Source organism: Ensifer sp. PDNC004, from assembly GCF_016919405.1.
Taxonomy (GTDB): Bacteria; Pseudomonadota; Alphaproteobacteria; order Rhizobiales; family Rhizobiaceae; genus Ensifer.
Genome location: NZ_CP070353.1, coordinates 49,259 through 76,227 on the forward strand (window position 1 = coordinate 49,259; position 26,969 = coordinate 76,227).

Sequence of the window (26,969 nt, forward strand, 5' to 3'; positions counted from 1 at the left end):
GTTTTATGCTCATGATTTCAGGCGCGGATGCGATGGCCGCAAGCTGGAGCCTGCGGCCATCGGGCTCGCCTATTGCATCAGGCCGAGCTGCTTGTAGAAGCCGAGCGCGTCGTAATAGTCGTTCTGGGTGGCGATCTTGCCATCCTTGACGGTGAAGACCGAGGCGCCGGTGAACTTGAAGCTCTTGTTGGTCGCAGCCGTGCCATCGGCCCAGGCGCCGGAATTGGTGCCGGAGAACTCCCATTCGAAGGAGACCTTTTCGCCGCTGGCGATCGGATCACCCTTCATGGTCCAGACGGCATCGGGAGCGGCGTTCAGGAAATTGTCGATGACGCCGGTCTTGGCGGCATCCTTGCCGATGACCGGCTTGCCGACCGAAGCGTCGTAATAGGTGACGTCGTCGGCGAAGTAGGATGCGGCCTTGCTCGAGTCATGGGCGTTCCAGGCCGCGACATAGGCCGCGACCACATCGGGTGCCGCGTCGGCGGCAAAGGCCGCCGGCGTGAGCACGAGGGCGCTGAGGCCGAGAGCCCCAGCAGCAACAAGCAATTGACGACGGTACATCGCAAACTCCTCCCGTTTGTTTCGTTTGCATGCATTCTCCGCGTCCGAGGCGGTGAGCCTCAGCCGTGGTTGATCATGATGTGGCGAACGGCGGTGTAGTCCTCGAGCGCATAGACCGACATGTCCTTGCCGTAGCCCGACTGCTTGACGCCGCCATGCGGCATCTCGTTGGTCAACATGAAATGCGTGTTGATCCAGGTGCAGCCATATTGCAGGCGGGACGCCGCTTTCATCGCCCGGGAGATGTCCTTGGTCCAGACGGAGGACGCAAGCCCGTAGTCGCTGTCGTTGGCCCAGGCGATCGCGTCGTCCTTGCCGGTGAAGCGGGTGACGGAGACGACCGGACCGAAGACTTCGCGGCGGACGATCTCGTCTTCCTGGGTGGCGCCCGCGACGACCGTCGGCTGGAAGAAGAAGCCGTCGGCGCTGCCGGCGGCCCCGCCGGTGGTGATCTCGATGTGCTTCTGGTCGGCGGCGCGCTCTACAAAGCTTGCGACACGATCGCGCTGGCGACGCGAGATCAAGGGGCCGATCTCGTTTTCGGTGTCGTCGGCGAGATTGTAGCGGATGGTCGAGACGGCCGAGGTGAGGTCGGCGACCAGCTTCTCGTAGATGCCGGCTTCGGCATAGATGCGGCAGGCCGCGGTGCAGTCCTGGCCGGCATTGTAATAGCCGAAGGTGCGGATGCCGTTGACGACGGCTTCGAGGTCGGCGTCGTCATAGACGATGACCGGAGCCTTGCCGCCGAGCTCCAGATGGGTGCGCTTGACGGTCTTGGCGGCCGCCGCCAGCACCTTCTTGCCGGTGGCGATGTCGCCGGTGATCGAGACCATCGAGATCTTCGGGTGGTTGATCAGCGCGTTGCCGACGGTCTCGCCGCGGCCGCTGACAACATTGACGACGCCTTCCGGCAGGATGTCGGCGAGCACGCGAGCAAGCTTCAGCGCCGTCAGCGGCGTCTGCTCGGAGGGCTTGAAGACGACGGTATTGCCGCCGGCGATTGCCGGCGCCAGCTTCCAGGCCATCATCATCAGCGGATAGTTCCAGGGCGCGATCGAGCCGACGATGCCGATCGGATCGCGACGGATCATCGAGGTATGGCCGGGCAGGTATTCGCCCGCGGTCGGGGCATGCAGATTGCGCACCGCACCGGCAAAGAAGCGCCAGCAGTCGACGATCGCCGGCAGTTCGTCGTTCTTGACCGCATTGATCGGCTTGCCGCAGTTGAGCGCTTCGAGCGCTGCGAAACCATCGGCTTCCTTCTCGATCGCGTCGGCGATCTTCAAGAGATAGTTGGAGCGCTCGGCCGGTGTCGTCTGCGACCAGCTGGTGAAGGCGCTTTCTGCGGCCTCGACGGCTGCCTCGACCTGGGCGTGCGAGGCTTCCGGCAGATCGACGATCTTGCCGCCCGTCCGCGGGTTCAGGATGTGTTCGTCGGCCTCGGTGCCGGCCTCGAAGCGCGATCCGATCAGCAGTTGGGTGTCCATGTCTGTTCTCCCTTGAAAGTCGAGTTACTTGCCGGCGCCGGCGATCTGGTCGCCGTCGCGGGTGAGGTAGTAGGCGCCGAGGATCGGCAGGAAAGTGACGAGCACCACGACCATGGCAACCACATTGGTCACCGGGCGCTGGCGCGGGCGGATCAGCTCTTCGAGCATCCAGATCGGCAGCGTGGACTGCTGGCCGGCAGTGAAGGTGGTGACGATCACCTCGTCGAAGGAGAGCGCGAAGGCGAGCATGCCGCCGGCAAGCAGAGCCGTGCCGATGTTGGGCAGGATGATGTAGCGGAAGGTCTGGAAGCCGTCGGCGCCGAGGTCCATCGAGGCCTCGATCAGCGAGCCGGAAATCCGCCGGAAGCGCGCGACCGCATTGTTGTAGACGACGACGATGCAGAAGGTCGCGTGGCCGAGCACGATGGTCCAGAAGGAAAACGGAATATCGGCCATCGAGAAGGCGGAGCGCAGCGCAATGCCGGTGATGATACCGGGCAACGCGATCGGCAGGATGACCAGCAGCGAGACCGTCTCGCGGCCGAAGAAGCGCGTCTGGCTGACGGCGGCCGCACAGAGCGTGCCGAGCACCAGGGCGACCGCGGTTGCGATCGAGGCGACCTTGACCGAGAGCGTCAGCGCCGCCCAGACGTCGGGCCGGTTCCAGGCAACGGCGAACCATTGCGTCGTCAGCCCCGGCGGTGGGAACTGGTAGCTCTTTTCCTCTGTTGTAAAGGCGTAGAGGAAGATCAGCAGGATCGGCAGGTGCAGGAAGGCGAGGCCGGCGGCGGCCGCGAGCTTCAGGCCCATCGGCGAGCGGTTGAGGCGATCAGAGCGCATCGAAGGCCCCCATGCGTTTGGCCATGAACAGGTAGGCGCCCATGATGACGATCGGGACGACAGTGAAGGCGGCGGCGAGCGGGATGTTGCCGGCGGTGCCCTGTTGGGCGTAGACCGCCTGGCCGATGAAGAGGCGCGACGAGCCGACGATCTGCGGGATGATGTAATCGCCGAGCGTCAGCGAGAAGGTGAAGATCGAGCCGGCGACGATGCCGGGCAGCGCCAGCGGAAACAGCACGAAACGGAAGGTCTGCGCCGGCGTGCCGCCGAGGTCGGAGGAGGCCTCGATCAGATTGCCGGGCACGCGCTCCAGTGCTGCCTGGATTGGCAGGATCATGAAGGGCAGCCAGACATAGACGAACACGATGAAGGTGCCGGTGTAGCTGACGGAGAGCGAGTTGCCGCCGACGATAGGCAGCGCGAGCCAGCCGTCGAGCAGCCAGAGCAGGTGCAGCTTGCCGAAGATCCAGGTGAGGATCCCTTCCTTGGCGAGGATCAGCTTCCAGGCGTAGATCTTGACCAGATAGCTCGACCAGAGCGGCAGCATGACGCCGAGATAGAAGAGCACCTTCCATTTTCCCTGGGCATAACGCGCGGCATAATAGGCGATCGGGAAGGCGATGATGGCGGAAGCGACGGTGACGGTCGCGGCCATCAAGACGGTGCGCAGGATGATGTCGAGATTGGTCTCGCTCAAGAGCTGGCGATAGGTCGCGAAGGTGAACTCGTAATTGATGAGGCCCGAGAAATCGTCGATTGAGAAGAAGCTCTGCAGCAGAAGCGCGAAGAGCGAGCCGAGATAGACGACGCCGAGCCAGAGCAGCGGCGGCGCGAGCATCAGCGTCAGAAGCAGGTGCGGGTGACGCCAGAAGAAGTCCGACAGGCGGCCGGCGGGGCCGCGGCGTTCAGGCAAAACGAGGGGTTCGGCAAAGGCGGTCATGCGTCCTCCATCGGGTGCAGCTCGTTGGCGGCGAAGCTGATGGTGACGGGGCTGCCGAGCGCGGGCACGGCAAGGGCTGCGGGGCTGGCAACGGCAACGCGGGCGCCATCGACATCGACGACGACGCGGTTGACGGCGCCGAGGAAGCTGTGGGCCGAGACGGTGCCCGACAGGCTGAGCGCGCCATCTACCGGCTGGGCGAGGACGATCGCCTCGGGACGCAGGCTGGCGGAGGGTGCCTTCAGCCCGAGCCGCTGGCAGAGCTTTTGCGGCAGCACGTTGGACGAGCCGACGAAGTCTGCGACGAACCGCGTCTTCGGCTGCTTGTAGACGTCTTCCGGGCTGCCGAGCTGCTGGATGCGGCCATCGTTGAAGACGGCGATGCGGTCGGCCATCGACAGCGCCTCGCCCTGGTCGTGGGTGACGAAGACGAAGGTGATGCCGAGCGATTTCTGCAGGCTCTTCAGCTCCTCCTGCATCTGCTCGCGCAGTTTCAGATCGAGCGCGCCGAGCGGCTCGTCGAGCAGCAGCACCTTGGGCTTGTTGACGAGCGCGCGGGCAAGCGCCACGCGCTGACGCTGGCCGCCGGAGAGCTGGCCTGGACGGCGGGTGCCATAGCCCGGCAGCTTGACCATGGCGAGCGCGTCCTCGGCCGCCTTGCGGCGTTCTTCGCGGCCGACGCCCTTGACCATCAGCCCGTAGGCGACGTTGTCGAGGATCGAGAGATGCGGGAAGAGGGCATAGTCCTGGAAGACGGTGTTGACGCTGCGGCGATAGGGCGGCACGCCCTCGGCCGTTTCGCCGAAGATCTCGATGTGGCCGCCGGTCGGCTGCTCGAAGCCGGCCATCAGGCGCAGACACGTGGTCTTGCCCGAGCCGGAGGGGCCGAGCATGGCGAAGAACTCGCCCTCGGCAATTTCGAGGTTCACGCCATCGACGGCGCGCACGGCGCCGAAATGGCGGGAAACATTATCGAAGAGAACGGCGGTGGTCATTGTCTGGCTCCGGAAATGTGGCCCCTCATCCGCCCTGCCGGGCACCTTCTCCCCGCAGGCGGGGCGAAGGGGACGTGCGGCGGGTGTCTTGCCTCAGGTTCACGCCCTGCGGTTTGGCCGGGGGCGTTCCCTCTCCCCGCGTGCGGGGAGAGGGTCAGGGTGAGGGGCAAATGCTTGCGATAGGTCCGACGGCTCAGCGGCCGCCGATCACGCCGATATAGTCGGAGACCCAGCGGTGATAGGGCACGCATTCACCCTGGCTTGCGCACTTCGTCACCGGCGTCTTCCAGAACTTGACCTTGTCGAAGTCCTCGTAGCCGTTGGTCTTGCAGCCGGCATCGGTCAGGAGTTCGTTGCCCTTGCAGGCCGCACCGACCGACGGGTTGGCGCCGAACCAGGCGGAGACGTCACCCTGGACCTTCGGCGACAGCGAGTGCTCCATCCACATATAGGCGCAGTTCGGATGCTGGCTATCGGCATGCAGCATGGTCGTGTCGGCCCATCCGGTCACGCCTTCTTCCGGAATGGTCGAGGCGATCGGCAGCTTCTCGGCTTCCATCAGGTTGACCTGGAACGGCCAGGAGCCCGAGGCGACGACACCTTCGTTCTTGAAGTCGTCGATCTGGATCATCGCGTCATGCCAGTAACGGCCGACCAGCTTGCGCTGGCCGCGCAGCAATTCGAGGGCCGCCTTGTACTGGTCTTCGTTGAGCTCGTAGGGGTCCTTGATGCCGAGTTCCGGGTTGTGCGCCATCAGGTAGTTGGCAGCGTCAGCCACGTGGATCGGGCCGTCATAGGCCTGGACGCGGCCCTTGTTGGACTTGCCGTCGGGCAGGTTCATTTCCTCGAAGACGACGTTCCAGCTCTTAGGCGCTTCGCCCTTGAAGGCGTCCTTGTTGTACATCAGCACGTTCGGGCCCCAGACGTAAGGCGTGCCGTAATGAACGCCGTTGACCGTGTACCAGGGCGCGTTCTGCATGCGCTCGTCGATGGTCTTCCAGCTCGGGATGAGGTCGGTATTGATCGGCTGGACGCGCTTGCCGGCGACGAGGCGCAGCGAGGCGTCGCCCGAGGCGGTGACGAGGTCGAAGCCGCCTTCGTTCATCAGCGCCACCATTTCGTCCGAGGTGGCGGCGGTCTTGACCGAGACCTTGCAGCCGGTCTGCTTTTCGAAATCCGTGACCCAGTCATAGGCCTTGTCAGTCTCGCCGCGCTCGATGTAGCCGGCCCAGGCGACGATGGAGAGTTCGCCTTCGCCCTTGCCGAGTTCCTTCAGCGGCTCCTGCGCGAAGGCCGGGGCGACAAGGCCGAGCGACAGGGTCAATGCCGTGCAGGATTTGAGCATCTGCTTCATCTGAATTCTCCCAGTTTTGAGCCGCGTTTTGCGGCTTCGTTCCCAGGATGAAGCGTGCCTTCATTTCACCGTATTCGCAAATTCATTAAACAGAATGTCGCTTTCGGTTTTTCCGATATCGGTCATCCACCGGCACGCCAAAGGTGTGGCCAGTGTCGGGAGAAGACTAATAAATTTAATGAATTAGCGCGGTCTGGCGCTTCGGAGCGCCTCGGCGATACCGACGAAATCGCGCGCCGATTGTGGCAGGCCGGAACCCTTTCGCCAGACCATGCCGACCTGCACGACGGGAAGGGCTCCGGAGACGTCCCGGCTTTCGATGCGGTCGCCTTCAAGCGACCAGGGGCGGTAGACGAGATCGGGCAGGAGCGCGATGCCGGCGCCGGTCGCGACCAGGCTGCGCACCGCTTCGACCGAACGGGTTCGGAAGGCGACATGCGGGCGGGCACCGAGTGCGGTCAAAAGCTTGCCGGTGTTCTCCTCGATTTCATCGACCGTCAGCATGATCAGCGGTTCCTTGGCGATATCGCTGACGGAGATGATATCGGCACTGACGAGCGGATGGCCGATCGGCAGCCACAGGCGATAGGGCGAAGTCTCGAGGATCTCCGCCTGCAGCGCCATGCGGTCGCGCAGGTTGGAGATGACCATGACGGCGACGTCGAGTTCGCCGCCGATCAGGAGATGTTCGAGATAGGAGCCGTTGTCCTCGATGGCGCTGACCTCGACACCGGGGCAGGCGCGGCGGTAGCGGGCAAGCAGATCGGAAAGCACATAGCCCGCAACGAGCGAAGTGACGCCGAGATTGAGCTTGCCGCCGGTCTCCTCGCGGCTGTCGGAAAAGCTGCGGCGGGCGTCGGAGACATTGGAGAGGATCTTGGTGGCGTGGCGCAGGAACTGGTGGCCGTTATGGGTGATCGACAGGCCGCGCGGGTGCCGGTCGAAAAGCTCGACGCCGAGATCGCCTTCGAGCTCCTTGATCGCCTCGGTGATCGAGGATTGCGAGATCGACAGGTTCTGCGCCGCACGGGTAATCGACCCCTGTTCGGCAACGGCGACGAAATACTGCAACTGTCTGAAAGTGAAGGCCATGGCGCGAGTTAATAGGTGTGGGGCGCGGCTGGCAAGCGGGTGAACCTTGCTCGTTTGCGCGGCGCCGTCGGTCGCCGTGACGCCGCGCTTTGTTTGGCTTGCGTCAGTTCACCCATCCGAAGCGGTCGAAACCATCGCGGTCGTTGAACAGGACCAGGGCGACCTTCGCAAAAATGTTGTCCTCGGGAACGAAACCGATGTCGTGCCGACTGTCGATGCTGCGGTTCCTGTTGTCGCCGAGCACGAAATATTGGCCGTCGGGGACGATGAATTCCGGCGTGTCGGCGACAGGCTTGTCTTCGGCCAGGCGGTAGGCGCGATCGTTGGGCAGCGACTCGCTATAGATTGCGAACGCGCCGTCCCTGACGTCGCTACTCTGCTGCACTTCTATTTGCTGCTTCGGCGCAGCTTGTCCGTTGATGTAAAGGTAGCCACCCCTCAATTGCACCTTGTCGCCGGGCAAGCCGATGACGCGTTTGATGTAGTCGATGTCGGGCTGGCCCGGGCTGGCAAAAACAACGAGATCACCCCGTTCCGGCTTGCGCGCAAAGATCTTCGATTGTGGCCCACTTCTGAAGGGAAGCGAGAACTTGCCGTAGCCATAGGCAAACTTGTTCGCGACGACACGGTCGCCGGGCTGAAGCGTCGGGTACATCGAATTCGCCGGCATGCTGAAAAATTGAAACAGCAGCGACGTGAAGGCGATGGGTGCGGCGATGAAGATCAGAACGAGGCTGTACCAACGGGCATACCAGGGAAAGGCGTGACCCGATGGAAGCCCGCCGGCGAGCCGATAGCCGTGCATCGCGCCGAGAACCCGGAATGCCAGCAGCGCAAGGCTCCCCAGCCACGTCGCGTCGCCGGTACCGGAGGCTACCGCTATCGCCCAGGATCCACCAAAGTACAGCGCGACCTCCGCCACGAAATACAACAGGGCGAGCTTCCAGCGCCCGAGATAGGCCATCATGATAGCCGGCGCGACGAAGAAGCCGATCAATACGGCGCAAACAGGATGGCGATTGCGAAAGGCCTGCAATACTTTCATGGAGACACCACGGGACAGAGAATCGGAGCGGATTGTAGGTAGGAGGTCTAAATCTAAATCAGTAATTGCAGGGGGTGGTGTTATCAACCCCGCAAATTCTGAGCCGACCTGCTCCCGTGACGTGAATGCCAGTGATGCCGCTTGATCGAGCGAGGACGTGAAATGGACAACAGGGCAAGCGCCAAACCGATGCCGAGCGAGCCCGGTATCCTCGCTTTCCATCGCCGCTGCGAGGACTTCTATCCGGCCGATGCGGTCGATGCCTCGATCGATCAGCAGCGCAAATGGTACGATGCGCTCTGCGCCGAATTCGATGCGCCGAGCCCGAAAGGGCTTACACGCGAAGACACGCTCGTCGATGGCCGCATCCCGATCCGGCACTACACGCCGGCAACGGTTTCGACCGAGGCGCGTATCTACTACATCCACGGCGGCGGCTTTGTCGTCGGCTCGCTCGACAGCCATGATGCGATCTGCGCCGAACTCTCCGATTTCGCCCACGCCGAACTGGTTTCGGTCGATTATCGCCTGGCGCCCGAACAGGTCTGGCCGGCCGCGTTCGACGATTGCTACGCGGTGCTGAAGGAATTGCTGTCCGATGGCTGTCCTGTTGTCGTTGCCGGCGACAGCGCCGGCGGAAACCTGACGGCGGGCATTATTCTGAAGGCTCGGGCGGAAGGTCTCAAGGGCATTGTCGGCCAGGCGCTGATCTATCCGGGCCTTGGCGGCGATCTCGTCTCGGGATCTTACGAGGAAATGGCCGAGGCGCCGGGGCTGACGACCGCCGATGTCAGCTACTATCGCGATATCCTGAAGGCGCCGGCTGACAATCCTTTCGCCGCCCCCTTGGCGGAAACGGACCTTTCCGGCCTGCCGCCGAGCTACATCACCGGCGCCTTCTTCGATCCCTTGCGCGACGATGCCCGCCTCTATGCCGCCCGGCTTGCGGCCGCCGGCGTCAACGTCACCTTCCGCGAGGAGCCGCAGATGATCCATGCCTGGCTCAGGGCGCGGCATATGAGCGAGGGCGCGCGGGACGGCTTCCGCCGGCTGGCGGAAGGCATTACCGTTCTCGTCGGAACGCGCTGACGCGCTGGCATCGGGCGCGGCAGCGCCGAACCGTCGGGTCGGCTGGAACGGCTCTAGCTCTTCGCCTTGAACACCAGCACCGGATTTGCCTGGAAGGCGTCAGGGAACAGGGTCCTCAGGTTCTCGATCTTCGGAAGGTCGTTATAGACGATGTAGGGATGGGTCGGGTTTCGGGTCAGGAAATCCTGATGATAGTCCTCGGCGGCGTAGAATCCCTTGAAGGGCGAGACCTGCGTGACGATCCTCGCCGGGAAGGCGCCAGACTTGCCGAGCTGGTCTATATAGGCATCGGCGATCCGCTCCTGTTCATCAGTGACGGCAAAGAGCGCCGAGCGATACTGGGGACCATGATCCGGCCCCTGATAGTTGAGTTGCGTCGGATTGTGGGCGACGGAGAAGAACACCTGCAGCAGCCGGCCATAGGTCACTTCGCGCGGATCGAATGTCACTTCCACCGATTCCGCGTGGCCGGTCTTGCCGCCGCTCACCGTCTCGTAGTCGGCGGTTGCCGCCGTGCCACCGGCATAGCCGGAGACGGCCTTCTTCACGCCTTTGAGGTGCTGGAAGACGCCCTGAACGCCCCAGAAGCAGCCGCCGGCGAAGACGGCGATTTCCGTCGATGCGGATGATTTCTCGTCGAGCGAAGGCGGCGGAATGGAGACGGCCGGCTCCTGTGCGGCGGCGACCGGCGCCGATGCCATCAGCGCGGCAAAGACTGCCGCTGCCAGGTTCATGAAAGGTCTGCCTGCAATCTGTGCCGACTTGCTGCGCGCCATCGCGTCCTCCCATCGTCCGGCTTCAGCGCGGGACGTTCGATGACCTCATGTTTTCATGGGATTGGCAACGGTCAAATCGCGATCGCGTGCTTCACGCCAACGTGACGATCCGCTACCACGGGACGGATATGAGGCGCCGAGAGCAGGGGGCAATGCCATGGCTGGAGAAACGGATCTCGCGAAACTCCTGGCGACGATGAGCCCGGTGCTGTTTCCGCAGACCTATGTCTATTGCACCGTCGCCTATCGGGACGCGGCGCGCTACGAGGCGCTGGAGCCGCTTGCCACCTATCGCGAGGACGAAGGGCTGACGCTGGTCGTTACCCGCGCTGCCGCCGACGGGGCGGGGCTTGGCTACGGCCCGCTGCTGCGGCGCATCACGCTCAACGTGCACTCGGCGCTCGAGGCGGTCGGCCTGACTGCCGCCGTTTCTGCGGCGCTGACGCGCGAGGGCATCAGCGCCAATGTGATCGCCGCCTATTACCACGACCATATCTTCGTGCCGGAAGAGGATGCCGAGCGGGCGCTCGATGCGCTCCGGGCGCTGACCGTCGCCTGACAGGCGCCGCGCCTACATGAAGCGCGTGTCAGCGGGCGTGTTGAAGTGGTCGTCGTCGCGACCGTTTTCATAGATGATCGGCGCCGCGGCGAGTTCCGTGTCGCTGACGCCATCGAGGCAGGCGACATTGACCGCGTAGAAGTGGCCGATGAAATCCTTGTGGTAGCCGCGCGAGAAGGGCCGGACACCGCAGCGGCTGCAAAAGTAGTGATCGACGTCGCCCACGATCCAGCTCGAATTGTCGGCCCGGTAACTCGTCAGCCGGTCCGTGCCTGACGTGATCTCGAATTCCTCGCGCAGCGCGAAGGCCTTCTGCATGCGCGTCTTGGCGCAGAAGGAGCAGTTGCAGCGGCGGATGCCCTCGGCAAGATCGAGCTGGCCTTCGAAGGTGACAGCCTTGCAGTGGCAGCTGCCGAGATAGAGCTTCTTCATCGGTTTCCTCCCTGGGATTGGGCGCAGATCACCACCCGCTGGCCGAGTGGCCGGCGCCGCTTGAGATCTGCGCTAGTTTGCGTTTCCGGTCTGGCGTCTGGCGTCTGGCGCCGTTATCCCGCGTTGCCCGAATGCGCCGGCTGGTCGGCGGCCACCTGCGCCTTGCCGTCACCGTCATCGCTGGCCTTGCGCAGGAGCAGGAAGGCGATGAGTGCGGTGCCGAGCGATAGCAGCACGCAGATCGAGGCGGTGAACGCGAAGGACTGGGTGAAGACGTCGCGCGCCGCCGTCAGCAGCCGCTCTGCCTCTGCAGGTGGCAGGTCGGCAGCCACGGCGACCGCACCGCCGAGTGTCTGGCGGGCGGCGGCAACGGTTTCCTCCGGCAGGCCGGTGACCACCAGCTGGTCCATGCGGCCGCGATAGGCCGAGGTCAAAAGGCTGCCGAGCACGGCAATGCCGAGCGCGCCGCCGAACTCGAAGCTGGTCTCGGAGATGGCGGACGCGGCACCGGCGCGCTCCGGCGGTGCCGAGCCGACGATCATATCCGTCGTCAGCGTGCCGACCGGGGCAAAGCCGAGGCAGAGTACGACAAGACCGGTCGTCACCAGCAGCGGGCTGCTTTCGGTGCCGACCTGGGTGCAGATGGCAAAGCCGATCGCCGTCAGCACGAAGCCCGCTGCAATCAGGTTTGAGGCGGCAAAACGGGTGGCAAGCATCGGCACGGTCATCGACGCGACGATCATCGCCACGCCCGTCGGCACGGACCAGAGACCGGCGACGAAGGGGGTGAGCCCGAGCACCAGCTGCAGGTACTGCGCCACGAACAGGAAGGCGCCGAAGCCGACGAAGAGGCCGAGAATGTTGACGCCAAGGGCGGCACTGAAGGCCGGCGTCCTGAACAGGGCCAGATCGATCAGCGGGTCGGCGAGACGGAGCTGGCGCCGCGCAAACAGGATCGCGACGACGATGCCGAGCAGGATGAAGAAGGCCGCGATGGTATCGAAGCCGGCCTCGGCAACGTGCTTCATGCCGTAGATCACCGAAAGCACGGCGACGAGCGACTGGGCGGCGCTGACGAGGTCGATCCGGCCGGCCTCGGGGTCGCGGAATTCCGGCAAGAGGATCGGGCCGAGGATGAGGATCAGCACCATGACCGGCACGGCGAGCAGGAAGACCGAGCCCCACCAGAATTGCGACAGCATCAGCCCGCCGACCACGGGGCCGATGGCGCCGCCGGCCGAGAAACTGGCGATCCACACCCCGATCGCAAAGGTGCGCTGCCGATCGTCGAGGAACATGTTGCGGATGAGCGAGAGGGTGGAGGGCGCAAGGGTCGCCGCCGCCACGCCGAGCACGGCACGCGCGATGATCAGCGTCTCGGCATTCCAGGCAAAGGCGGCGAAGATCGACGCCAGGCCAAAGGCGACAGAGCCGATCATCAGCAGCCGCCGGCGGCCGATGCGGTCGCCGAGCGTGCCCATGGTGATCAGCGAGCCTGCGACCATGAAGCCGTAGATATCGATGATCCAGAGAAGCTGGGCGGCCGAGGGCTTGAGCTGTTCGGCAAGCTGCGGGACGGCGAGGTTCAGCACCGTCAGGTCCATGGAATAGAGCATGCAGGGCAGCGCCAGCACGGCGAGCCCGATCCACTCGCGCCGGGTCGCCTTCGGACCGGGCGCGTTTTCGGTTTGAAGGTTCGAAATCTCAGACATGGTCGACGTAATCCCTGAGCCGCTCGAGGCACTCGCCCCAGCCATCCTGGTGCGAGTCGCGCTCTTCGACGGTCTCGAATGGTGTTTGCTGGAAGGTGAGCCGCGTCTTGCCGCCGATATCGGCAAAGGAAACGGTGATCAGCGTGTCGCTGCCGGGCTCGCCGTCTTCATCCCAGGCGAAGGTGAAGACCAGCTTCTCGGGCGCGCGCACTTCGCGAAAGATGCCGCTCATCCAATAGTCCTGGCCTTCGGGCGAGCGGATGCAGGCGCGCCACGCGCCGCCCGGACGGAAGTCCATGTTGACCGAATGCGGCGTGAAATCCCGCGGTCCCCACCACCGCAACAGATGCTCCGGCGTCGACCAGACCTTGAAGACGAGGTTTATCGGCGCCTCGAAGTCGCGCACGATTTCCAAGCTGATATCCTTGCGTGCTGCGTTTGCGGTCGCCGCTGTCATGAATCCTCCTCCTCTGGGCGCCCCAATGCGCCCAGTCTTTAACCGTAGAGTTATTTAACTTATCGGTTAATATCCGCGCGCAAAGGCGATTGTCAAGGCTGGCTCAAGCGACGATCTGATTTTTGTCAATTTGGGCGAGGGGTGGAAGCCTGGTCGCCTGGTTTACGATGATACCGTGAGGCACCGCGCCTTGAGGCGGGTCAGCACCCGCCCGAAGGCACCGGGGTCCTCGAGGCTGCGGGCAAGGATCAGCGCGCCCTGGATGCCGCCGACGATTTCCTCTGCAAGGCCTTCGCACTCGGCAGCGGGCGTGCCGGCGCGTTCCAGCGTAGCGGCGAGATCGGCGCGCCAGTCGGAGAAATAGCGGTTGAGTTCGCGGGCAAAGCGGTCGTGGGCGCCGCTGGTCGCGATCACCCCCATCAGGCAGAGGCGTCTGCCTTGGCGGAAGTAGCCGTCGACGGCGGCAAACATTGCATCCAGCGCCGCGGCGGGGTCTTCCGCATTGCGCAGCGGCTCGAAGATGTGGGTGCGGAACCAGGCGGAGATATCGCCAAGCACGGCCTCGGCCATCTCCTCCTTCCCGCCCGGGAAGAAGTGGTAGAGGCTGCCTTTGCCAAGCCCGGTCTTCTCGGTGATCAGGCTGAGGCTGGTGCCGTCATAGCCGTGCTCGCGGAAGATTTCCGCAAGCATGGCGATGACATCCTTTCGCTCGGTGACCACGCGGCTCATGCGGGTTTCCTCGCCAGCGGATACTCGACCTTGGCGAAGCGGTGGAACAGCGCGCCAACGGCGACGAGAATAAGCGAGCCGGTCAGCACCGGGAAGAGCAGGAATTCGAAGCCGGGGTCGGCGGCAAAGACGACGAGCGGATTGGCGCCCGCCGGCGGATGGGTGACGCGCAACGCCGCCATCAGCGCGATCGCTGCACCGACGGCGATCGCCACCGCCCACCACTCATTCGGAAAGACTGACCTGAGGACCAGGCCGACGAGGGTGGCGACGAAGTGGCCGCCGACGACGTTGGCCGGCTGCGACAGCGGGCTTGCCGTGACGGAGAAGATCAGCACGCAGCTGGCGCCGAAGGGCGCCATCAGCATGGGGTGGCCGACAAGGCCTGTCAGCGCGCCGACGGCGGCGATGGCGACGAGGCCGCCGATGCCGGCAATCAGGCCACGGTTGATATGAACGGGAGGCTGATGACGCGAGAAGAAATGGCGCATTTGTGTACCAATCGGTCAATTGTTTACCGATTGGTACAATTATGTGCCGACGATGTCAAGACAGGGCCGCCGGACCGGGCGTGGCGCCGATCGGCCGCCGGCCCGCTCCGTGGGTGCCGCTCACATGAAATCGCGCGGGATGCGCTTCTTGAAGTGCTTCTCGAAGATCGGCGTGTCTCCCTCGTAGGCGGCGACCTCGGCCTCGGTGATCCACTCGTTCTGTGTGCAGTGGAGCGTCGAGGTCGCGACGGTGCGCACCGACCAGCCCTCGCGCTTGGCGACGCAGGTCCATGTCGAAGTGCCGATCATCGACAGCGGGTCGTCCGGTGCGATCGACCAGGTCTCGTCGCGCACGTCCTGGGTGGCAAGGCCCGTATCCGGATGTTCGGAGAGCCCGGTGTCCTCGTAGATCCGATAGTGGGTCATGCCGTGGGTCATGTCGCGCTCGACGGTGCGGCTCGAAATACCGCGCGTCAGCTCGCGATACTTCGGCAGCGGATCGGGGTTCTCCGGCTCGGGCACGACGATCTCCTTGTGCGCGCCCAGCAGCGGCAGGGCGAGCGACAGGCTTGCTGTGTCGATCGAAAGACCCGGGTCGGTGGGGGTGGGGAGGATCAGCGGCCAATAGGAGGTCGAGAGCGAGACGCGGATGCGATTTCCCGCGCGGAAGCGGTAGCCGCAGGCATCGAGCGCAAGCGTGATGCGCGTCTTGCGCCCGGGCTCCATGGTGCGTGGCTGGGCGTTGCCGTCGCGGTGCGAAAGGTTGAGTACGCCGAAGGCGACGCGGGTGGCGGCACCGTCCGGATGCACGTCGACGAGGCGCACGGCGAGATTGGCGGTCGGCGCCTGGCAGGTGACGTCGACGGTCAGCGTCGGCTGGCCGAGATAGTCGGCGGCGTCCAGCAGCGGCGCGGTTTCGAAGACAAGCGAGCCGGCATCGTCGATGCGCTGGTCGCCGGCCATTTCGGCATCGGGCTTCAGCGTGAAGTACTCGCCGGACGCCGTGCCGGTATCGAGCGGCGATTTCAGGTAGATCTCGCCGATGCCGGTGCCGCCGGCAGATGGCGTCAGCCGTCCGTCATGCGAGACGCCGAAGAGCTGCATTTCCGGTGCGGTCCAGGCGTCCTTCGCCACCCAGCGGCCGGGATCGCTGTCGCGCCGAAGCGACGGGCGCGGGCCGTCGAGGATATAGGCACGCACCTGCGGCCCGTTCTCGGCGCCGTTTTCCTCGTCGCGCAGCCAGCGGTTCCACCAGCGGATCGCCTCGCCATGGAAATCGGCGCGCGGCTTCGGGAAGGCGAAATGCGGGTATTTGTGCACCCAAGGGCCGATCAGCGCCTTGGCCCTGTCGCCAAGGCCTTCGACCGCCTTCAAGGGCGTGTTGCGGTAGCCGTCGGCCCAGCCGGCGATGACCAGCGCCGGGATGCCGACCCTGTCGAGATCTTCGCAGATCGATCCGTGCTGCCAGAATTCGTCGCGACGCTGGTGTTCCAGCCACTCTTCCATGAAGAAGGGTTCTTTCTCCAGCCGCTCCATCCACATCTGCTTCCAGCGATCGCCGACGATGGCGGGATCCGGCGAGCGCGACTGGTAGCCGAGCATCGTCGCCGCCCAGGACAGCTGGGCGGAGAGATGGCAGCCGTTCTTGTAGTGGATGTCGTCGTTGTAGCGGTCGACCGTGGAGGCGATGGAGATGACGGCTTTCAGCGCCGGCGGCTTCAAGGCCGCGACCTGCAGGCAGTTGAAGCCGCCCCAGGAGATGCCCATCATGCCGACCTTGCCGTTGGACCAGGGCTGGGCGGCGATCCATTCCACGATCTCGCAGCCGTCGGAAAGCTCGCGCGGCGTATATTCGCCGTCAATCACGCCTTCGCTTTCGCCGGAGCCTCTAATGTCGACGCGGACGCCGGCAATGCCGGCGGCGGCAAAGACGGGGTAGGTGGACTCGTCACGCAGGCTCGTGCCGCCCTGCTTGCGGTAGGGCAGGTACTCGAGCACGGCCGGAACCGGATCGGCCTTAGCGCCGGCGGGCATCCAGATGCGGGCGGCAAGCTCGGTGCCGTCCTTCAGCCGGATCCATTCGTTTTCGATGACAGTGAATTCGCGTTCTGACATGTGGTTCTAACGATCTCTCTTGTTTTCTCGGGAAATGCCGGACGCGAACCCGCGTCCGGCTTTCATCGCAATGGCTTAGCTGTCGAACCAGACGCGGCTACCGACATAGCCGTTCGAGAGGTCGTTGCCGATGTCGTCGACAAAGCCCTTGAGCGAGGCGGAGGCGGCGTTCACGTAGTCGTTGAAGACCGGCAGGATCAGCCCGCCTTCGTCGCGCACCGTCATCGCCATGGTGTGATACATCTCCTTGCGCTTGGCTTCGTCGAGCTCGGAGCGGGCCTGAAGCAACAGCTTGTCGAAATCCTCGCGCTTGAAGCGCGTGTCGTTCCACTCAGCGGTCGAGAGGTAGGAGGTCGAGTAGCGCGAATCCTGTGTCGGCCTTCCGCCCCAATAGGAGGCGCAGAAGGGCTGCACGTTCCAGACATTGGTCCAGTAGCCGTCTTCCGGCTCGCGGCGCACTTCGATCTCGATTCCGGCCTTCTTGGCGCTTTCCTGGAAGAGCACGGCGGCGTCGGAAGCCCCGGGGAAGGCGGCGTCGGAGGTGCGCAAGAGGATCGGCCTGTCGTGGCCGGACTTCTTGAAGTGGAAGGCGGCCTTGTCCGGGTCATAGGTACGCTGCTCGATGCCCTCAGGCGCCAGCGCATAGTTGCCGTTGACCGGATAGTCGTTGCCGAGCGTGCCGAAGCCGCCGAGCACCCGGTCGAGGATTGCCTGGCGGTCGACTGCATATTTCAGTGCCAGCCGCAGGTCGTTGTTGTCGAAGGGCGCGGTGTCGCAATGCATCAGGAAGCTGTAGAAGCCCTTGCCGGAGGTCCTGAGGATCTCGACGCGCGGGGCGCGCTTCAGGAGCGGCACGGTCTTCGGGTCGATGTTGTTGATGAAGTGCACCTGGCCGGACGAAAGAGCTGCGATGCGCGCCGTCGTGTCGTTCATCACGATGATCTCGACACTGTCGACGAAGCCGCGGTCGGAGCGCCAGTCGTCGGCGTTCTTTTCAAAGGTGGCGCGCAGGCCAGCCTCGTAGCTTGAAAGCTTGTAGGGACCGGTGCCGATGGGCGAGGCCGGATTGTCGACGCCGCCCTTCGGCTGGACGATCAGGTGGTAGTCGGTCAGAAGCAGCGGCAGGTCGGCATTGCCTTCGGTGAGCGTCAGAACCAGGCTGCCTGCCTTCTCCTCGATCGTCTTGATCGAGCGCATCAGCCCGAGCGCGCCGGACTTGGAGCCTTCGTCCGCATGGCGCTTCAGCGTGGCGACGACGTCGGCAACCGTCAGCTTACTGCCGTCGTGGAAGCTCACATCGCTGCGGATCTTGAAGGTCCATTGCGACGCATCGGCCGAAGGCTCCCAGGATTCGGCAAGTGCGGGCAGCGGCGCGCCGGTCTTTGGATCGGATTCGACCAGCGTGTCGCCCCAGAGGTGGCCGATGACGAAGGAGACGGAACCGCTATAGGCCGCCGGATCGAGCGAATCCGTCGTGGCGCCGCCCTTGAGGCCGAGCTTCAGATGACCGCCGCGCTTCGGCTGCTCAGCCCTTGCGTCGGTGGCGGCGAATGTGCCGCCGAAACCGGCCGCGAGGCCCAATGCTGCGGTGCCGGCCAGGAAGCCGCGCCGGCTGAGGCCGGTCGAGGAAAGGCTCGCCGGGACAAGGAGGCCGTCAGGACGCTTGGTGAATTCGCTCATTCTAGGGTTCCCTTTGGAGTGATGCTTGTTAGGGAAAACCTAGCGTTTGCCGACCGGCACACAATTTCGCGACTTGACGCTTGTTTACGCTCTTTTACGCTACCTGAATGCCTCCGGTTCGACAGGGATCGGAAGCGCATGAAATAGGGTTCGGAAAGCATCGTGCAGGACATCGACATCTTCGCCATCAATCTCAAGTTTGCCTGTGCGACGCGACGGTCGATCTCGCAGATCTGCCGCGAAATCGGCATCAACCGGCAGCAGTTCAACCGCTACATCGGCGGCGAGGCGCGGCCATCGGCGCACAATGTCGCGCGCATTGCCCGCTTCTTCGGGCTCTCCGCCGAAGACTTCGCGTTGCCGGCCAAACAGTTCGAGGCGCGCATGACGCGGCCGGATCGGGATCGCTCGGATGCCGGCCTGTTGCTTGAGGGCTTTCCGGGCGACATCGCCGGCCTCAGGCGTCATATAGGCTACTATCAGACCTATCACGTGTCGCTTTCCTGGCCGGGGCTCGTCGTCTGCTCCTGCGCGCGGATCTACGAGGAGGCGGGCTCGATCCGGGTGAAATCGATCGAGCGCATCCGCGATCCCGCAAACGAGATCCAGCAGTTCTCGAAATATGTCGGCCTCGTTACTCTCTGGCGAAACCGGATCTTCATCGCCGAGCGCAGCATCGGGCGGGAGCCGATGCTGGCGCAGACGATCCTCCTGCCGTTCGAAGTGCACCAGCGCGTCTATCTGCGCGGCACCACCATGGGAGTCTCCTGGCGCAAGGAGAACCTGCCTTACGCATCGCGGATGATCTGGCGCTCGCTCGGGGAACAGCCGGACTTGCGGCAGATGCTTTCGCGCTGCGGCGTGCTGTCCTTCGGTTCGCGCCACCTGCCGCAGACGGTCCGGGCCTTCCTCGATACGCCCGATGCCGAGCTCTTGAGCATACCGACCGAATATTGAGACGGCATCGCCATGTGGTAGGTTCCGCCGAAACGGGAAGATTGAGGAGGGGTCAATGAAATCTGTTGTGGCCGCCATCGCCGGCCTGTGCGTCGCCTTGCCGATGTCACCGGCAAAGGCCGAGCAGGCACGGGCGCCGATCCCTTCCTGTGCGCTTTCGGGTGCTTCCAGCGTGACGATCGGCGGGCAGCCGGCGCTCAGGCTCTCCGACGTCGCCAATTGCCCGCCGGAACTTTACGAGGTCGTGCCGAGCATCATGATCGAGGGCCAGCCTGTCGTGCACTTCCGCGCCGGCAGCGGCGAAAAGGGCGATTGCACGGCCAAGGGCGAGGCGACGGTGACCTTCGAGGGCGAGGCGGCGCAGCGGGTGGGCGACGTCGATTGCCGGCAGAAGTAAAGGCTGTCGTCAGTCGAGCCGCGCCAACCGGGCACCCTCCCGAACGGCCGAAAGCGCCGGCGGATTGGAGATCGGATAGCCGGCAACGAAGCCCTCGACCGTAAACGACGGGAACTGGGTTCGCAGCCGCGCCGCGACCTCTGCCGCTTCACCCATCTCGCCAAGGTAGGCATGCGCCATCGCCTGGAACATCAGTGTATTGGGCGATTCCTGCGAACTTTTCTCAAGCGCGGACAGGCATTCGCGATAGCGCCCGACAACGAAGAGAACGCGCCCGAACATGCCATGGTACCAGGGCGGGCCGAGCGGGTTGAGCGAGAGGGCGCGCTCGATGAAGGGAATCCCATCGGCGGGATCGCCGACGATCAGGGCCTTGGCCCCTGCGAGCAGCGCCAGCGTATCGGCGTTGTTCCTGCCATATTCGAGCGCTCGGGCGTGGGCCTCCGCAGCACCGGCGAGATCACCGATGCAGGCTTTGAAATCGCCGATGCAGGTATGGCCGGCCGGATCCGTCGGATCGAGCCGCAGCGCCGCCTCGGCGGCGCTTCGCCAGTTCTTTCTTGCGCTTTCGAGGTCGTGGCCGAAGCCGTTGGCTGCCTGTATGGAATGGGCGTAGGCAAGCTCCGTCCAGGCGCGTGCGCGCGTCGGATCGAGTTCGATCGAGCGGGTGAGCAACTGCATGGCGGCGGCGTTGCCGTCGGGGCTGAAGCGATTGTGCTGTTCGACGCCAAGCAGGAAGTAGTCATAGGCCTGCAGGCTGCCCGGCGGCTTCTGCCGGCTCGCCTTGCGGCCGATGGCCGCCAGCGTGCCGAAGCAGCCGGCGAGCACGTTGATGACGCTTTCGGTGAGGCTGTCCTGCAGCGTCAGCACGTCTTCCATCGTGCGCTCGTAGCGCTCGCTCCAGAGCGTCATGCCGCTGCGCGTGTCTGAAAGCTGGATCGTCAGGCGGACCCGCCGGTCGTCGGCGCGCAGCTGCCCGGTGATGGCATATGTGGCGCCAACCGCCTGAACATGGTCTTCGAAGCTTTCGGGCCTGTTGCCGAGCAGCTTCATCGTATGGAAGGCGATGACGGGCAGATCGGCGAAGCGCGCGAGATCGACGCAGATGTCGGATGACAATCCATCTGCAAAACGGTGCCAGCGCTCCTCCGGATTGAGGCTTTCGATGGGGAAGACCGCGAGTGTCGGTGAGGCCGGCTCAGCCACCCGCGATGGCGCGACTGCTTGCGTTGCCGTCCTGCCGGCCACCATCTGCGCGACCGCGGCGGCAAGCTCGATCTTGTTGCGGACGCCGAGCTTGCCGTAGATCGTCGCCAGATGCGTGCGCACGGTCGACGGCGCGATGAACAGCGCCTCGCCGATTTCGCGATAGGTCAGGCCGGCGGCAAAACGCTCGGCCACGGCGCGCTCGCGGTCTGACAAGGCTTCGGTGGCGACTTGTGGTGTCGGGATACGGTTCATGGCTGCTTCCTGCCATCTGACCGGGCCGTTTTCAATGGCGACATAGGGCAAGGTGCCACAGCGCCCCTCACGCGTCCAACGGGACGCGCGATGCTCCCGGCAAAATACTACAAATGCAGGAGAGGAAAACACAGCAGCTGCGCGATGTGGCGCGCAGGCGACGCGCCTAGAGTTCTCACCAGTGTTTCAACGCCCCTGAGGGGGCCAGAAGAGGTGGGAACGGCGATGAGCAGCCTGCTTTCCGGAATGTCCGATTTCTATCACGCCGTCCGGCTGGATCTCAGCCAGCCGGCCAAGCATCTGGCCGACAGCCTTGGCCGTCACGATCCCTTCCGCATCCTTGTCATCTGGGAGGACCGCGTTCGTGTCCGCGAGCAACTTCAGCGGATGGCCGACCAATATCCGGAGCGGCTGAGGGATATCGGGATGACCATGGCGCAGGTGCGCGCTGAGACGAACAAGGCCTTCTGGCAACGCTGATTGATCCGGGGAGATGGGAAAAGGCGGCACGCACCGTGCCGCCTTTTCGTTTTTCAGTTGCCGGCGCTTTCCATGCGCCGTGTCTTCAGCACGCGCTCGAGCCAGCCGATCTCCATCTCCGGAACCGACTTCAGAAGCAGGTCGGTATAGTCGTCGAAGGGCGGCGACAGCACCTTCGACTTCGGACCGAAGCGCACGAGGCGGCCGCGATGCATGACCGCGACGCTGTCGGCGATCGCCCGCACGATGGCGATGTCGTGGGTGATAAAGACATAGGAAACAGCGGTTTCCTCCTGAAGCTTCAAAAGCAGATTCAGGATGCCTTCGGCGACCAGCGGATCAAGGGCCGAGCTCGGCTCGTCGCAGAGGATCAGCTCGGGCTTCGCCGCCAAGGCGCGGGCGATCGCCACACGCTGCTTCTGCCCGCCCGAAAGTTCCGCCGGGTACCGGTCGAGGAAGCGGCTGCCCATCTCGATCTGGTCGAGCAGCTCGTTCACCCGCTCGGTCTTCTTCTGGCCGTGCAGGCCGAAGTAGAAGGAGAGCGGGCGGCCGACGATGTCACGCACCGTCTGGCGCGGGTTCATCGCGGTATCGGCCATCTGGTAGATCATCTGGATGCGGCGCAGCTCGTCGTTGCTGCGGCCCTTCAGGGCGCGCGGCAGCTCCTTGCCTTCGAACGAGATGCGACCCTCGGTCGGCGGCAGGAGCCCGGTGATGACGCGGGCGAGCGTCGACTTGCCTGAACCGCTTTCGCCGACGATCGCCAGTGTCTGGCCCTTCGGCAGATGCATCGAGACATCGTGCAGCACCTTGAAGCCGTTGGCATAGCCGGCGCTGATATTCTCGATCTTCAGCTGCGTCCCGGTCTGGTCGGCAGCTTCCTCGCGTTTCGTCTGGCGGACGCTGACGAGTGCCCGGGTGTAGTCTTCCCGCGGAGCCTCGATGATCTGTTTCGTCGAGCCGTATTCCACCGTCTTGCCATGGCGCAGCACCATGATGTCGTCGGAGATCTGGGCAACGACCGCGAGATCGTGGGTGATGTAGAGGGCTGCCGTGTGCGTCTCCTCGATCGCATGCTTGATCGCGGCGAGCACGTCGATCTGGGTGGTGACGTCGAGCGCGGTCGTCGGCTCGTCGAAGACGATCAGTTCCGGATTGGGGCAGAGCGCCATGGCGGTCATGGCGCGCTGCAGTTGCCCGCCGGAGACCTGATGCGGATAGCGGTCACCGAAGGTTTCCGGATTGGGCAGGCCCAGCACCCGGAACAGATAGAGCGCCCGCTTCTTGGCCTCCTCGCGGCTCATGATGCCGTGGCGCAGCGACGCCTCGATCACCTGATCGCCGAGCCTATGGGCCGGGTTGAAGGCGGCAGCGGCCGATTGCGCGACATAGCAGACGCGGGCGCCGCGGATCGAGCGGATGCCTTGTCTGTCGAGCGTCAGGATATCCTTGCCGTCGAGCAGGACCTGACCGCCGGTGATGCGTACGCCGCCGCGGCCGTAGGCCAATGCAGACAACCCGATCGTCGACTTGCCGGCGCCGGACTCGCCGATAAGGCCGAGCACCTTGCCTTTTTGCACGGCGAAGGAGACGCCCTCGACGAGGGTGACGACCTTGGGCGGTTCGCCAGGCGGATAGCTGGTCGCTTCGATCTTGAGGTTCTTGACGGAAAGCATCTCAGGCATCGCCGCGTCCTCCCTTGAGGCTGGAGGTACGTTTCATCAGCCAGTCGACCACGAGGTTGACGCAGATCGCGAGCGTGGCGATCGCCGCACCCGGGATGAGCGCTGCCGAGATACCGAAGATGATGCCGTCTTTGTTGTCCTTGACCATGCCGCCCCAGTCGGCGGCCGGCGGCTGGATGCCGAGGCCGAGGAATGAGAGGGTGGAGAGAAACAGGATGGAAAAGGCGAAGCGCAGGCCGAATTCGGCGAGCAGCGGCGACAGCGTGTTCGGCAGGATCTCGCGGAAGATGATCCAGAGCGAACCTTCGCCGCGCAGCCTTGCCGCCTCGACGAACTCCATGACCGCGACGTCGAGCGCCACGGCGCGGCCGATGCGGAAGACGCGGGTTGAGTCGAGTACCGCCATCACCAGGATCAGAATCCAGAGATGCTGCGGCAGCACGGCGAGAACGACGAGGGCGAAGATCAGTGTCGGGATCGCCATCATCAGGTCGTTGAAGCGGGAGAACAGCTGGTCGGTGAAGCCGCCGACGACGGCGGCGGTGAAGCTCAGGAGCATGCCCAGCGAGAAGGAGAGCACGGTTGCCGCCAGCGCCACGAAGATGGTGGTGCGGGCGCCATAGATCAGACGCGACAGCAGATCGCGGCCGAGATTGTCGGTGCCGAGCAGGAAGTCGCCGCCGGCCGGCAGCCAGACGTCGCCGACCACGTCGCGCTCGCCGAAGGGGGCGATGACGGGCGCAAAGAGGGCGCAGAAGATCGCAATCGCGATGCCGGCGATGCCGATCCAGGCGCTGAAGGGAATGGATCTCAGGTTCATCGCGGATGCCTCAGTCTCGGGTTGGCGATGATCGCGAGAATGTCGGCCGCCATGTTCAGGAAGATGTAGAAGGCGGCAAAGATCAGGCCGCAGGCCTGGACGACGGGCATGTCGCGCACGGTCACCGCATCCACCATGTATTGGCCCATGCCGGGATAGACGAAGACCACTTCGACGACGACCACGCCGACGACGAGATAGGCAAGGTTGAGCGCAATGACATTGATGACCGGCGCCACGGTGTTGGGAGCGGCATGGCGCGCGATGATGCGGAACATGCCGAGCCCCTTCAGTTCCGCCGTCTCGACATAGGCCGACGACATGACGTTGAGGATCGCCGCGCGGGTCATGCGCATCATGTGGGCGAGAACGACGAGAACCAGCGTCGCGACGGGAAGCGCGATCGCCGAGAGCCGTTCGGTGAAGGTCATGCTGTCATAGACGGTCGCGGGGAAGGTCGCGACGCCGTATTTGACGGCAAAGAACATGATCAGCAGATAGCCGACGAAGAACTCGGGCAGGGAGATGGCTGCGAGCGAGACGACGTTGATGATCTTGTCGGGCAGCCGGTTTCGAAACTGTACCGCAAGCATGCCGAGCCCGACGGCGAGCGGCACGGAAACGAGGGCCGCGAAGAAGGCGAGGAACAGCGAATTGCCGAGGCGCTTGGAAATCTGTTCGCCGACCGAGTTCTTGCTCGCCCAGGACGTTCCGAAATCGCCCTGCAGGGCGCCGCCGAGCCAGGAGACGTAGCGTTCGGTCCAGGGGCGATCGAGGCCGAGATCCTTGCGGATGTTTTCGACCGCCTGCGGCGTTGCCGACTGGCCGAGATAGGTGGTGGCGAAGTCGCCCGGAAGCGCCTCGATGCCGCCGAAGATCATCAGCGATACGGCAAAGAGCAGCCCGACGCTCAGGCCGAGGCGCTGCAGGACCAACGCCGCGAGCGGGCGGCGGAAGGTGAAGCGCCGCCAGAAGGTGCCGTCGATTTCACCATTCGAGGGATTGGCGGCAGGGTTTGGTTTTGCTGGTACTCCGGAAAGTTCGGCAGACCGCGGGTGTGTTGCACCCGCGGTTCCATCCGTCGAAACCGGACCAGTGAGCGGTCCGCTTTCCATCATCATGCGTCCAGCCATACCCGGGTTGCGACGTAACCGTTCGACATGTCGTTGCCGATATCGTGCACATAGCCCTTCACCTGCTTGGTGGAGGCGTTCACGAAGTCGTTGAACATCGGCAGGATCAGGCCGCCTTCGTCACGCACCATCATGGCCATGGTGCGGTACATGTCCTTGCGCTTGGCCTCGTCGAGTTCGGCGCGGGCCTCGAGCAGGATCTTGTCGAAGTCCGGGCGCTTGAAGCGGGTGTCGTTCCAGTCGGCGGTCGACAGGTAAGCGGTGGAGTACATCTGGTCCTGGGTCGGACGGCCGCCCCAGTAGGAGGTGGAGAAGGGCTGCACGTTCCAGACGTTGGTCCAGTAGCCGTCGCCCGGCTCGCGCTTGACCTCAATCTCGATGCCCGCCTTCTTGGCGCTTTCCTGGTAGAGCACGGCCGCATCGACAGCCCCTGGGAACGCGACGTCGGAGGTGCGCAGGAGCACCGGTCCGCTATGGCCGGATTTCTTGTAGTGGAAGGCCGCCTTGTCCGGATCGTAGGCGCGCTGCTCGATGCCTTCCGGGAAGAGGGCATAGGTATCGTTGATCGGGAAGTCGTTGCCGACCTTGCCGTAGCCGCCGAGGATGCGCTGGACCATGGTCTCGCGGTCCATCGAATATTTCAGCGCCATGCGCAGGTCGTTGTTGTCGAAGGGCGCGGTGTTGCAATGCATGATGAACACGTAGTGGCCGCGGCCGGACGTGTTCAGGATCTCGACCGTCGGCGCCTTCTTCAGAAGGTTGACCGTCTTCGGATCGACGCGGTTGATGTAGTGCACCTGGCCGGAAGAAAGGGCTGCGATGCGAGCGGTCGCGTCGTTCATGGCGATGAGTTCTACCGAGTCCACGTAGCCGCGGTCGGTGCGCCAGTCGTCGGCGTTCTTCTCGAAGGTGGCGCGAACGCCGGCTTCGAAACTCGTTACCTTGAAGGGACCGGTACCGATCATCGCGTCCGGCTTGTCGATGCCGCCGCCCGGCTGGATGATCAAGTGATAGTCGGTCAGAAGCAGCGGCAGGTCGGCATTGCCTTCGGTCAGTACCAGCACCAGCTTGTCGCCGTCGGCCTTGATTTCCTTGATCGACTTCATCACACCGAGCGCGCCGGACTCCGACTTTTCGTCGGTGTGGCGCTGCAGCGTCTTGATGACGTCGTCGAGCGTCAGTTCCTTGCCGTCATGGAATTTCACGCCCTTGCGGATGGCGAAGGTCCAGGTCGACGCATCGGCTGATGGCTCCCAGGATTCGGCAAGGGCCGGCACTGGCGCGCCCGTCGTCGGGTGGCTTTCGACCAGCATGTCGCCCCAGTTGCGGCCGACGACGAACATGAACTGCGAAAGCGCCTTGGCCGGATCCTTCGAATCGGTCGCAGCCGCACCTTCGAGACCGAGCTTCAGGTGGCCGCCGCGCTTCGGCTCCTGCGCCTGAGCGCTGGTGGCAAACAGCGTGCCTGCGGTCGAGGCGAGAATGCCGGCAGCGGCTGCGCGGCCCAAAAACTCGCGGCGGTTCATCTTGCCGAGCATGACCTGGCGTGTGAGGTAATCCTTGTAATCGCTCATTCCCCTGTTCCCTTCTGTTGTCGGCATTCGCCGTTCGTAGTGGTTGGTAGAGATTGCTGCGTACAGCCATTGTATCAGATGGCTTCGGATCGGCCTGACGGCCGC

The 26,969-nt window shown here is 64.2% G+C and carries 26 protein-coding genes; 5 read left to right on the forward strand and 21 right to left on the reverse strand.

What is annotated here, in order from left to right:
• Positions 1–69: 69 nt before the first annotated feature.
• From JVX98_RS08160 to lepB, 8 genes are all read right to left on the reverse strand, one after another.
• A complete protein-coding gene (locus JVX98_RS08160) occupies positions 70–564 on the reverse strand; it encodes an ester cyclase (RefSeq protein WP_205238262.1) in 495 nt (164 codons plus the stop codon).
• Positions 565–623: 59 nt separating this feature from the next.
• Positions 624–2,051, reverse strand: a complete 1,428-nt coding sequence (locus JVX98_RS08165) for a gamma-aminobutyraldehyde dehydrogenase (RefSeq protein WP_205238263.1) — start codon at positions 2,049–2,051, stop codon at positions 624–626.
• A 24-nt stretch (positions 2,052–2,075) separates the two neighbouring features.
• Positions 2,076–2,891 carry an ABC transporter permease gene (locus JVX98_RS08170; RefSeq protein WP_192446832.1) on the reverse strand — a complete coding sequence of 272 codons (816 nt, stop codon included), beginning with the start codon at positions 2,889–2,891 and terminating at the stop codon, positions 2,076–2,078.
• Positions 2,881–3,831, reverse strand: coding sequence for an ABC transporter permease (locus JVX98_RS08175; protein WP_192446831.1), 951 nt, complete (start codon positions 3,829–3,831; stop codon positions 2,881–2,883). Before JVX98_RS08175 ends, JVX98_RS08170 begins: the two co-directional genes overlap by 11 nt.
• Positions 3,828–4,826 (reverse strand): ABC transporter ATP-binding protein, encoded by a 999-nt coding sequence (locus JVX98_RS08180; protein ID WP_205238264.1) that lies wholly within the window; start codon positions 4,824–4,826, stop codon positions 3,828–3,830. Before JVX98_RS08180 ends, JVX98_RS08175 begins: the two co-directional genes overlap by 4 nt.
• A gap of 193 nt (positions 4,827–5,019) precedes the next feature.
• Complete coding sequence (locus JVX98_RS08185; RefSeq protein ID WP_205238265.1) at positions 5,020–6,180, reverse strand: ABC transporter substrate-binding protein; 1,161 nt, start codon at positions 6,178–6,180, stop codon at positions 5,020–5,022.
• A gap of 183 nt (positions 6,181–6,363) precedes the next feature.
• Positions 6,364–7,272 (reverse strand): LysR family transcriptional regulator, encoded by a 909-nt coding sequence (locus JVX98_RS08190; RefSeq protein WP_043624663.1) that lies wholly within the window; start codon positions 7,270–7,272, stop codon positions 6,364–6,366.
• A 103-nt stretch (positions 7,273–7,375) separates the two neighbouring features.
• Positions 7,376–8,308, reverse strand: coding sequence for a signal peptidase I (lepB, locus tag JVX98_RS08195; protein ID WP_192446829.1), 933 nt, complete (start codon positions 8,306–8,308; stop codon positions 7,376–7,378).
• A gap of 171 nt (positions 8,309–8,479) precedes the next feature.
• Between lepB and JVX98_RS08200 the strand changes: the two genes are divergently transcribed.
• Positions 8,480–9,406 carry an alpha/beta hydrolase gene (locus JVX98_RS08200; protein WP_205238266.1) on the forward strand — a complete coding sequence of 309 codons (927 nt, stop codon included), beginning with the start codon at positions 8,480–8,482 and terminating at the stop codon, positions 9,404–9,406.
• Between the two features lie 53 nt (positions 9,407–9,459).
• Here JVX98_RS08200 and msrA read toward each other — a convergent pair whose 3' ends face one another.
• Entirely contained in the window at positions 9,460–10,140 is a 681-nt protein-coding gene (msrA, locus tag JVX98_RS08205) for a peptide-methionine (S)-S-oxide reductase MsrA (protein ID WP_205239403.1), read from the reverse strand.
• Positions 10,141–10,339: 199 nt separating this feature from the next.
• Here msrA and JVX98_RS08210 point away from each other — a divergent pair, with 199 nt between their 5' ends.
• Entirely contained in the window at positions 10,340–10,741 is a 402-nt protein-coding gene (locus JVX98_RS08210) for an ACT domain-containing protein (RefSeq protein ID WP_205238267.1), read from the forward strand.
• Positions 10,742–10,753: 12 nt separating this feature from the next.
• Here the strand turns inward: JVX98_RS08210 and JVX98_RS08215 are convergent, their stop codons facing one another.
• The 7 genes from JVX98_RS08215 to JVX98_RS08245 all read right to left on the reverse strand — a co-directional run bounded on the left by JVX98_RS08215 (position 10,754) and on the right by JVX98_RS08245 (position 18,357).
• Complete coding sequence (locus JVX98_RS08215; protein WP_205238268.1) at positions 10,754–11,173, reverse strand: GFA family protein; 420 nt, start codon at positions 11,171–11,173, stop codon at positions 10,754–10,756.
• Positions 11,174–11,286: 113 nt separating this feature from the next.
• On the reverse strand, positions 11,287–12,885 hold the full coding sequence (locus JVX98_RS08220) for an MFS transporter (RefSeq protein ID WP_205238269.1): 1,599 nt from the start codon (positions 12,883–12,885) through the stop codon (positions 11,287–11,289).
• Positions 12,878–13,342 (reverse strand): SRPBCC domain-containing protein, encoded by a 465-nt coding sequence (locus JVX98_RS08225; protein WP_192446824.1) that lies wholly within the window; start codon positions 13,340–13,342, stop codon positions 12,878–12,880. The genes JVX98_RS08220 and JVX98_RS08225 overlap by 8 nt, the downstream gene beginning before the upstream one ends.
• A gap of 162 nt (positions 13,343–13,504) precedes the next feature.
• Entirely contained in the window at positions 13,505–14,071 is a 567-nt protein-coding gene (locus JVX98_RS08230; protein WP_205238270.1) for a TetR/AcrR family transcriptional regulator, read from the reverse strand.
• The gene (locus JVX98_RS08235) at positions 14,068–14,562 is read right to left on the reverse strand and encodes an HPP family protein (RefSeq protein WP_192446822.1); all 495 of its coding nucleotides are present in this window, start codon (positions 14,560–14,562) and stop codon (positions 14,068–14,070) included. Before JVX98_RS08235 ends, JVX98_RS08230 begins: the two co-directional genes overlap by 4 nt.
• A 120-nt stretch (positions 14,563–14,682) precedes the next feature.
• Entirely contained in the window at positions 14,683–16,677 is a 1,995-nt protein-coding gene (locus tag JVX98_RS08240; protein ID WP_205238271.1) for a CocE/NonD family hydrolase, read from the reverse strand.
• Positions 16,678–16,752: 75 nt separating this feature from the next.
• The gene (locus tag JVX98_RS08245) at positions 16,753–18,357 is read right to left on the reverse strand and encodes an ABC transporter substrate-binding protein (RefSeq protein WP_205238272.1); all 1,605 of its coding nucleotides are present in this window, start codon (positions 18,355–18,357) and stop codon (positions 16,753–16,755) included.
• 162 nt (positions 18,358–18,519) lie between these two features.
• On the opposite strand from JVX98_RS08245, the gene JVX98_RS08250 reads away from it, so the two are divergent.
• The gene (locus JVX98_RS08250; RefSeq protein ID WP_205238273.1) at positions 18,520–19,314 is read left to right on the forward strand and encodes a helix-turn-helix transcriptional regulator; all 795 of its coding nucleotides are present in this window, start codon (positions 18,520–18,522) and stop codon (positions 19,312–19,314) included.
• Between the two features lie 55 nt (positions 19,315–19,369).
• Positions 19,370–19,711: a PAAR domain-containing protein gene (locus JVX98_RS08255; protein WP_205238274.1), complete on the forward strand. Its 342-nt coding sequence runs from the start codon at positions 19,370–19,372 to the stop codon at positions 19,709–19,711.
• A gap of 9 nt (positions 19,712–19,720) precedes the next feature.
• On the opposite strand, the gene JVX98_RS08260 is transcribed toward JVX98_RS08255, so the two are convergent.
• Positions 19,721–21,172: a LuxR C-terminal-related transcriptional regulator gene (locus JVX98_RS08260; protein ID WP_205238275.1), complete on the reverse strand. Its 1,452-nt coding sequence runs from the start codon at positions 21,170–21,172 to the stop codon at positions 19,721–19,723.
• Positions 21,173–21,397: 225 nt separating this feature from the next.
• Here JVX98_RS08260 and JVX98_RS08265 point away from each other — a divergent pair, with 225 nt between their 5' ends.
• Entirely contained in the window at positions 21,398–21,652 is a 255-nt protein-coding gene (locus JVX98_RS08265; RefSeq protein ID WP_192446817.1) for a DUF1127 domain-containing protein, read from the forward strand.
• A 53-nt stretch (positions 21,653–21,705) separates the two neighbouring features.
• Here JVX98_RS08265 and JVX98_RS08270 read toward each other — a convergent pair whose 3' ends face one another.
• Genes JVX98_RS08270 through JVX98_RS08285 form a run of 4 tightly spaced genes read right to left on the reverse strand, consistent with a single transcriptional unit; the run spans position 21,706 to position 26,864 of the window.
• Positions 21,706–23,337, reverse strand: coding sequence for an ABC transporter ATP-binding protein (locus JVX98_RS08270; RefSeq protein ID WP_205238276.1), 1,632 nt, complete (start codon positions 23,335–23,337; stop codon positions 21,706–21,708).
• Positions 23,330–24,157: an ABC transporter permease gene (locus JVX98_RS08275; protein WP_043624703.1), complete on the reverse strand. Its 828-nt coding sequence runs from the start codon at positions 24,155–24,157 to the stop codon at positions 23,330–23,332. Before JVX98_RS08275 ends, JVX98_RS08270 begins: the two co-directional genes overlap by 8 nt.
• Complete coding sequence (locus tag JVX98_RS08280; protein ID WP_205238277.1) at positions 24,154–25,290, reverse strand: ABC transporter permease; 1,137 nt, start codon at positions 25,288–25,290, stop codon at positions 24,154–24,156. Before JVX98_RS08280 ends, JVX98_RS08275 begins: the two co-directional genes overlap by 4 nt.
• On the reverse strand, positions 25,275–26,864 hold the full coding sequence (locus JVX98_RS08285; RefSeq protein WP_205238278.1) for an ABC transporter substrate-binding protein: 1,590 nt from the start codon (positions 26,862–26,864) through the stop codon (positions 25,275–25,277). The genes JVX98_RS08280 and JVX98_RS08285 overlap by 16 nt, the downstream gene beginning before the upstream one ends.
• Positions 26,865–26,969 lie beyond the last annotated feature (105 nt).

What these genes read in the sequence shown, in the direction of transcription:
- JVX98_RS08160 (WP_205238262.1), bottom strand. Translation starts at nt 564, where the DNA reads ATGTACCGTCGTCAATTGCTTGTTGCTGCTGGGGCTCTCGGCCTCAGC.
- JVX98_RS08165 (WP_205238263.1), bottom strand. Translation starts at nt 2,051, where the DNA reads ATGGACACCCAACTGCTGATCGGATCGCGCTTCGAGGCCGGCACCGAG.
- JVX98_RS08170 (WP_192446832.1), bottom strand. Translation starts at nt 2,891, where the DNA reads ATGCGCTCTGATCGCCTCAACCGCTCGCCGATGGGCCTGAAGCTCGCG.
- JVX98_RS08175 (WP_192446831.1), bottom strand. Translation starts at nt 3,831, where the DNA reads ATGACCGCCTTTGCCGAACCCCTCGTTTTGCCTGAACGCCGCGGCCCC.
- JVX98_RS08180 (WP_205238264.1), bottom strand. Translation starts at nt 4,826, where the DNA reads ATGACCACCGCCGTTCTCTTCGATAATGTTTCCCGCCATTTCGGCGCC.
- JVX98_RS08185 (WP_205238265.1), bottom strand. Translation starts at nt 6,180, where the DNA reads ATGAAGCAGATGCTCAAATCCTGCACGGCATTGACCCTGTCGCTCGGC.
- JVX98_RS08190 (WP_043624663.1), bottom strand. Translation starts at nt 7,272, where the DNA reads ATGGCCTTCACTTTCAGACAGTTGCAGTATTTCGTCGCCGTTGCCGAA.
- JVX98_RS08200 (WP_205238266.1), top strand. Translation starts at nt 8,480, where the DNA reads ATGGACAACAGGGCAAGCGCCAAACCGATGCCGAGCGAGCCCGGTATC.
- msrA (WP_205239403.1), bottom strand. Translation starts at nt 10,140, where the DNA reads ATGAACCTGGCAGCGGCAGTCTTTGCCGCGCTGATGGCATCGGCGCCG.
- JVX98_RS08210 (WP_205238267.1), top strand. Translation starts at nt 10,340, where the DNA reads ATGGCTGGAGAAACGGATCTCGCGAAACTCCTGGCGACGATGAGCCCG.
- JVX98_RS08215 (WP_205238268.1), bottom strand. Translation starts at nt 11,173, where the DNA reads ATGAAGAAGCTCTATCTCGGCAGCTGCCACTGCAAGGCTGTCACCTTC.
- JVX98_RS08220 (WP_205238269.1), bottom strand. Translation starts at nt 12,885, where the DNA reads ATGTCTGAGATTTCGAACCTTCAAACCGAAAACGCGCCCGGTCCGAAG.
- JVX98_RS08225 (WP_192446824.1), bottom strand. Translation starts at nt 13,342, where the DNA reads ATGACAGCGGCGACCGCAAACGCAGCACGCAAGGATATCAGCTTGGAA.
- JVX98_RS08230 (WP_205238270.1), bottom strand. Translation starts at nt 14,071, where the DNA reads ATGAGCCGCGTGGTCACCGAGCGAAAGGATGTCATCGCCATGCTTGCG.
- JVX98_RS08235 (WP_192446822.1), bottom strand. Translation starts at nt 14,562, where the DNA reads ATGCGCCATTTCTTCTCGCGTCATCAGCCTCCCGTTCATATCAACCGT.
- JVX98_RS08240 (WP_205238271.1), bottom strand. Translation starts at nt 16,677, where the DNA reads ATGTCAGAACGCGAATTCACTGTCATCGAAAACGAATGGATCCGGCTG.
- JVX98_RS08245 (WP_205238272.1), bottom strand. Translation starts at nt 18,357, where the DNA reads ATGAGCGAATTCACCAAGCGTCCTGACGGCCTCCTTGTCCCGGCGAGC.
- JVX98_RS08255 (WP_205238274.1), top strand. Translation starts at nt 19,370, where the DNA reads ATGAAATCTGTTGTGGCCGCCATCGCCGGCCTGTGCGTCGCCTTGCCG.
- JVX98_RS08260 (WP_205238275.1), bottom strand. Translation starts at nt 21,172, where the DNA reads ATGAACCGTATCCCGACACCACAAGTCGCCACCGAAGCCTTGTCAGAC.
- JVX98_RS08265 (WP_192446817.1), top strand. Translation starts at nt 21,398, where the DNA reads ATGAGCAGCCTGCTTTCCGGAATGTCCGATTTCTATCACGCCGTCCGG.
- JVX98_RS08270 (WP_205238276.1), bottom strand. Translation starts at nt 23,337, where the DNA reads ATGCCTGAGATGCTTTCCGTCAAGAACCTCAAGATCGAAGCGACCAGC.
- JVX98_RS08275 (WP_043624703.1), bottom strand. Translation starts at nt 24,157, where the DNA reads ATGAACCTGAGATCCATTCCCTTCAGCGCCTGGATCGGCATCGCCGGC.
- JVX98_RS08280 (WP_205238277.1), bottom strand. Translation starts at nt 25,290, where the DNA reads ATGGCTGGACGCATGATGATGGAAAGCGGACCGCTCACTGGTCCGGTT.
- JVX98_RS08285 (WP_205238278.1), bottom strand. Translation starts at nt 26,864, where the DNA reads ATGAGCGATTACAAGGATTACCTCACACGCCAGGTCATGCTCGGCAAG.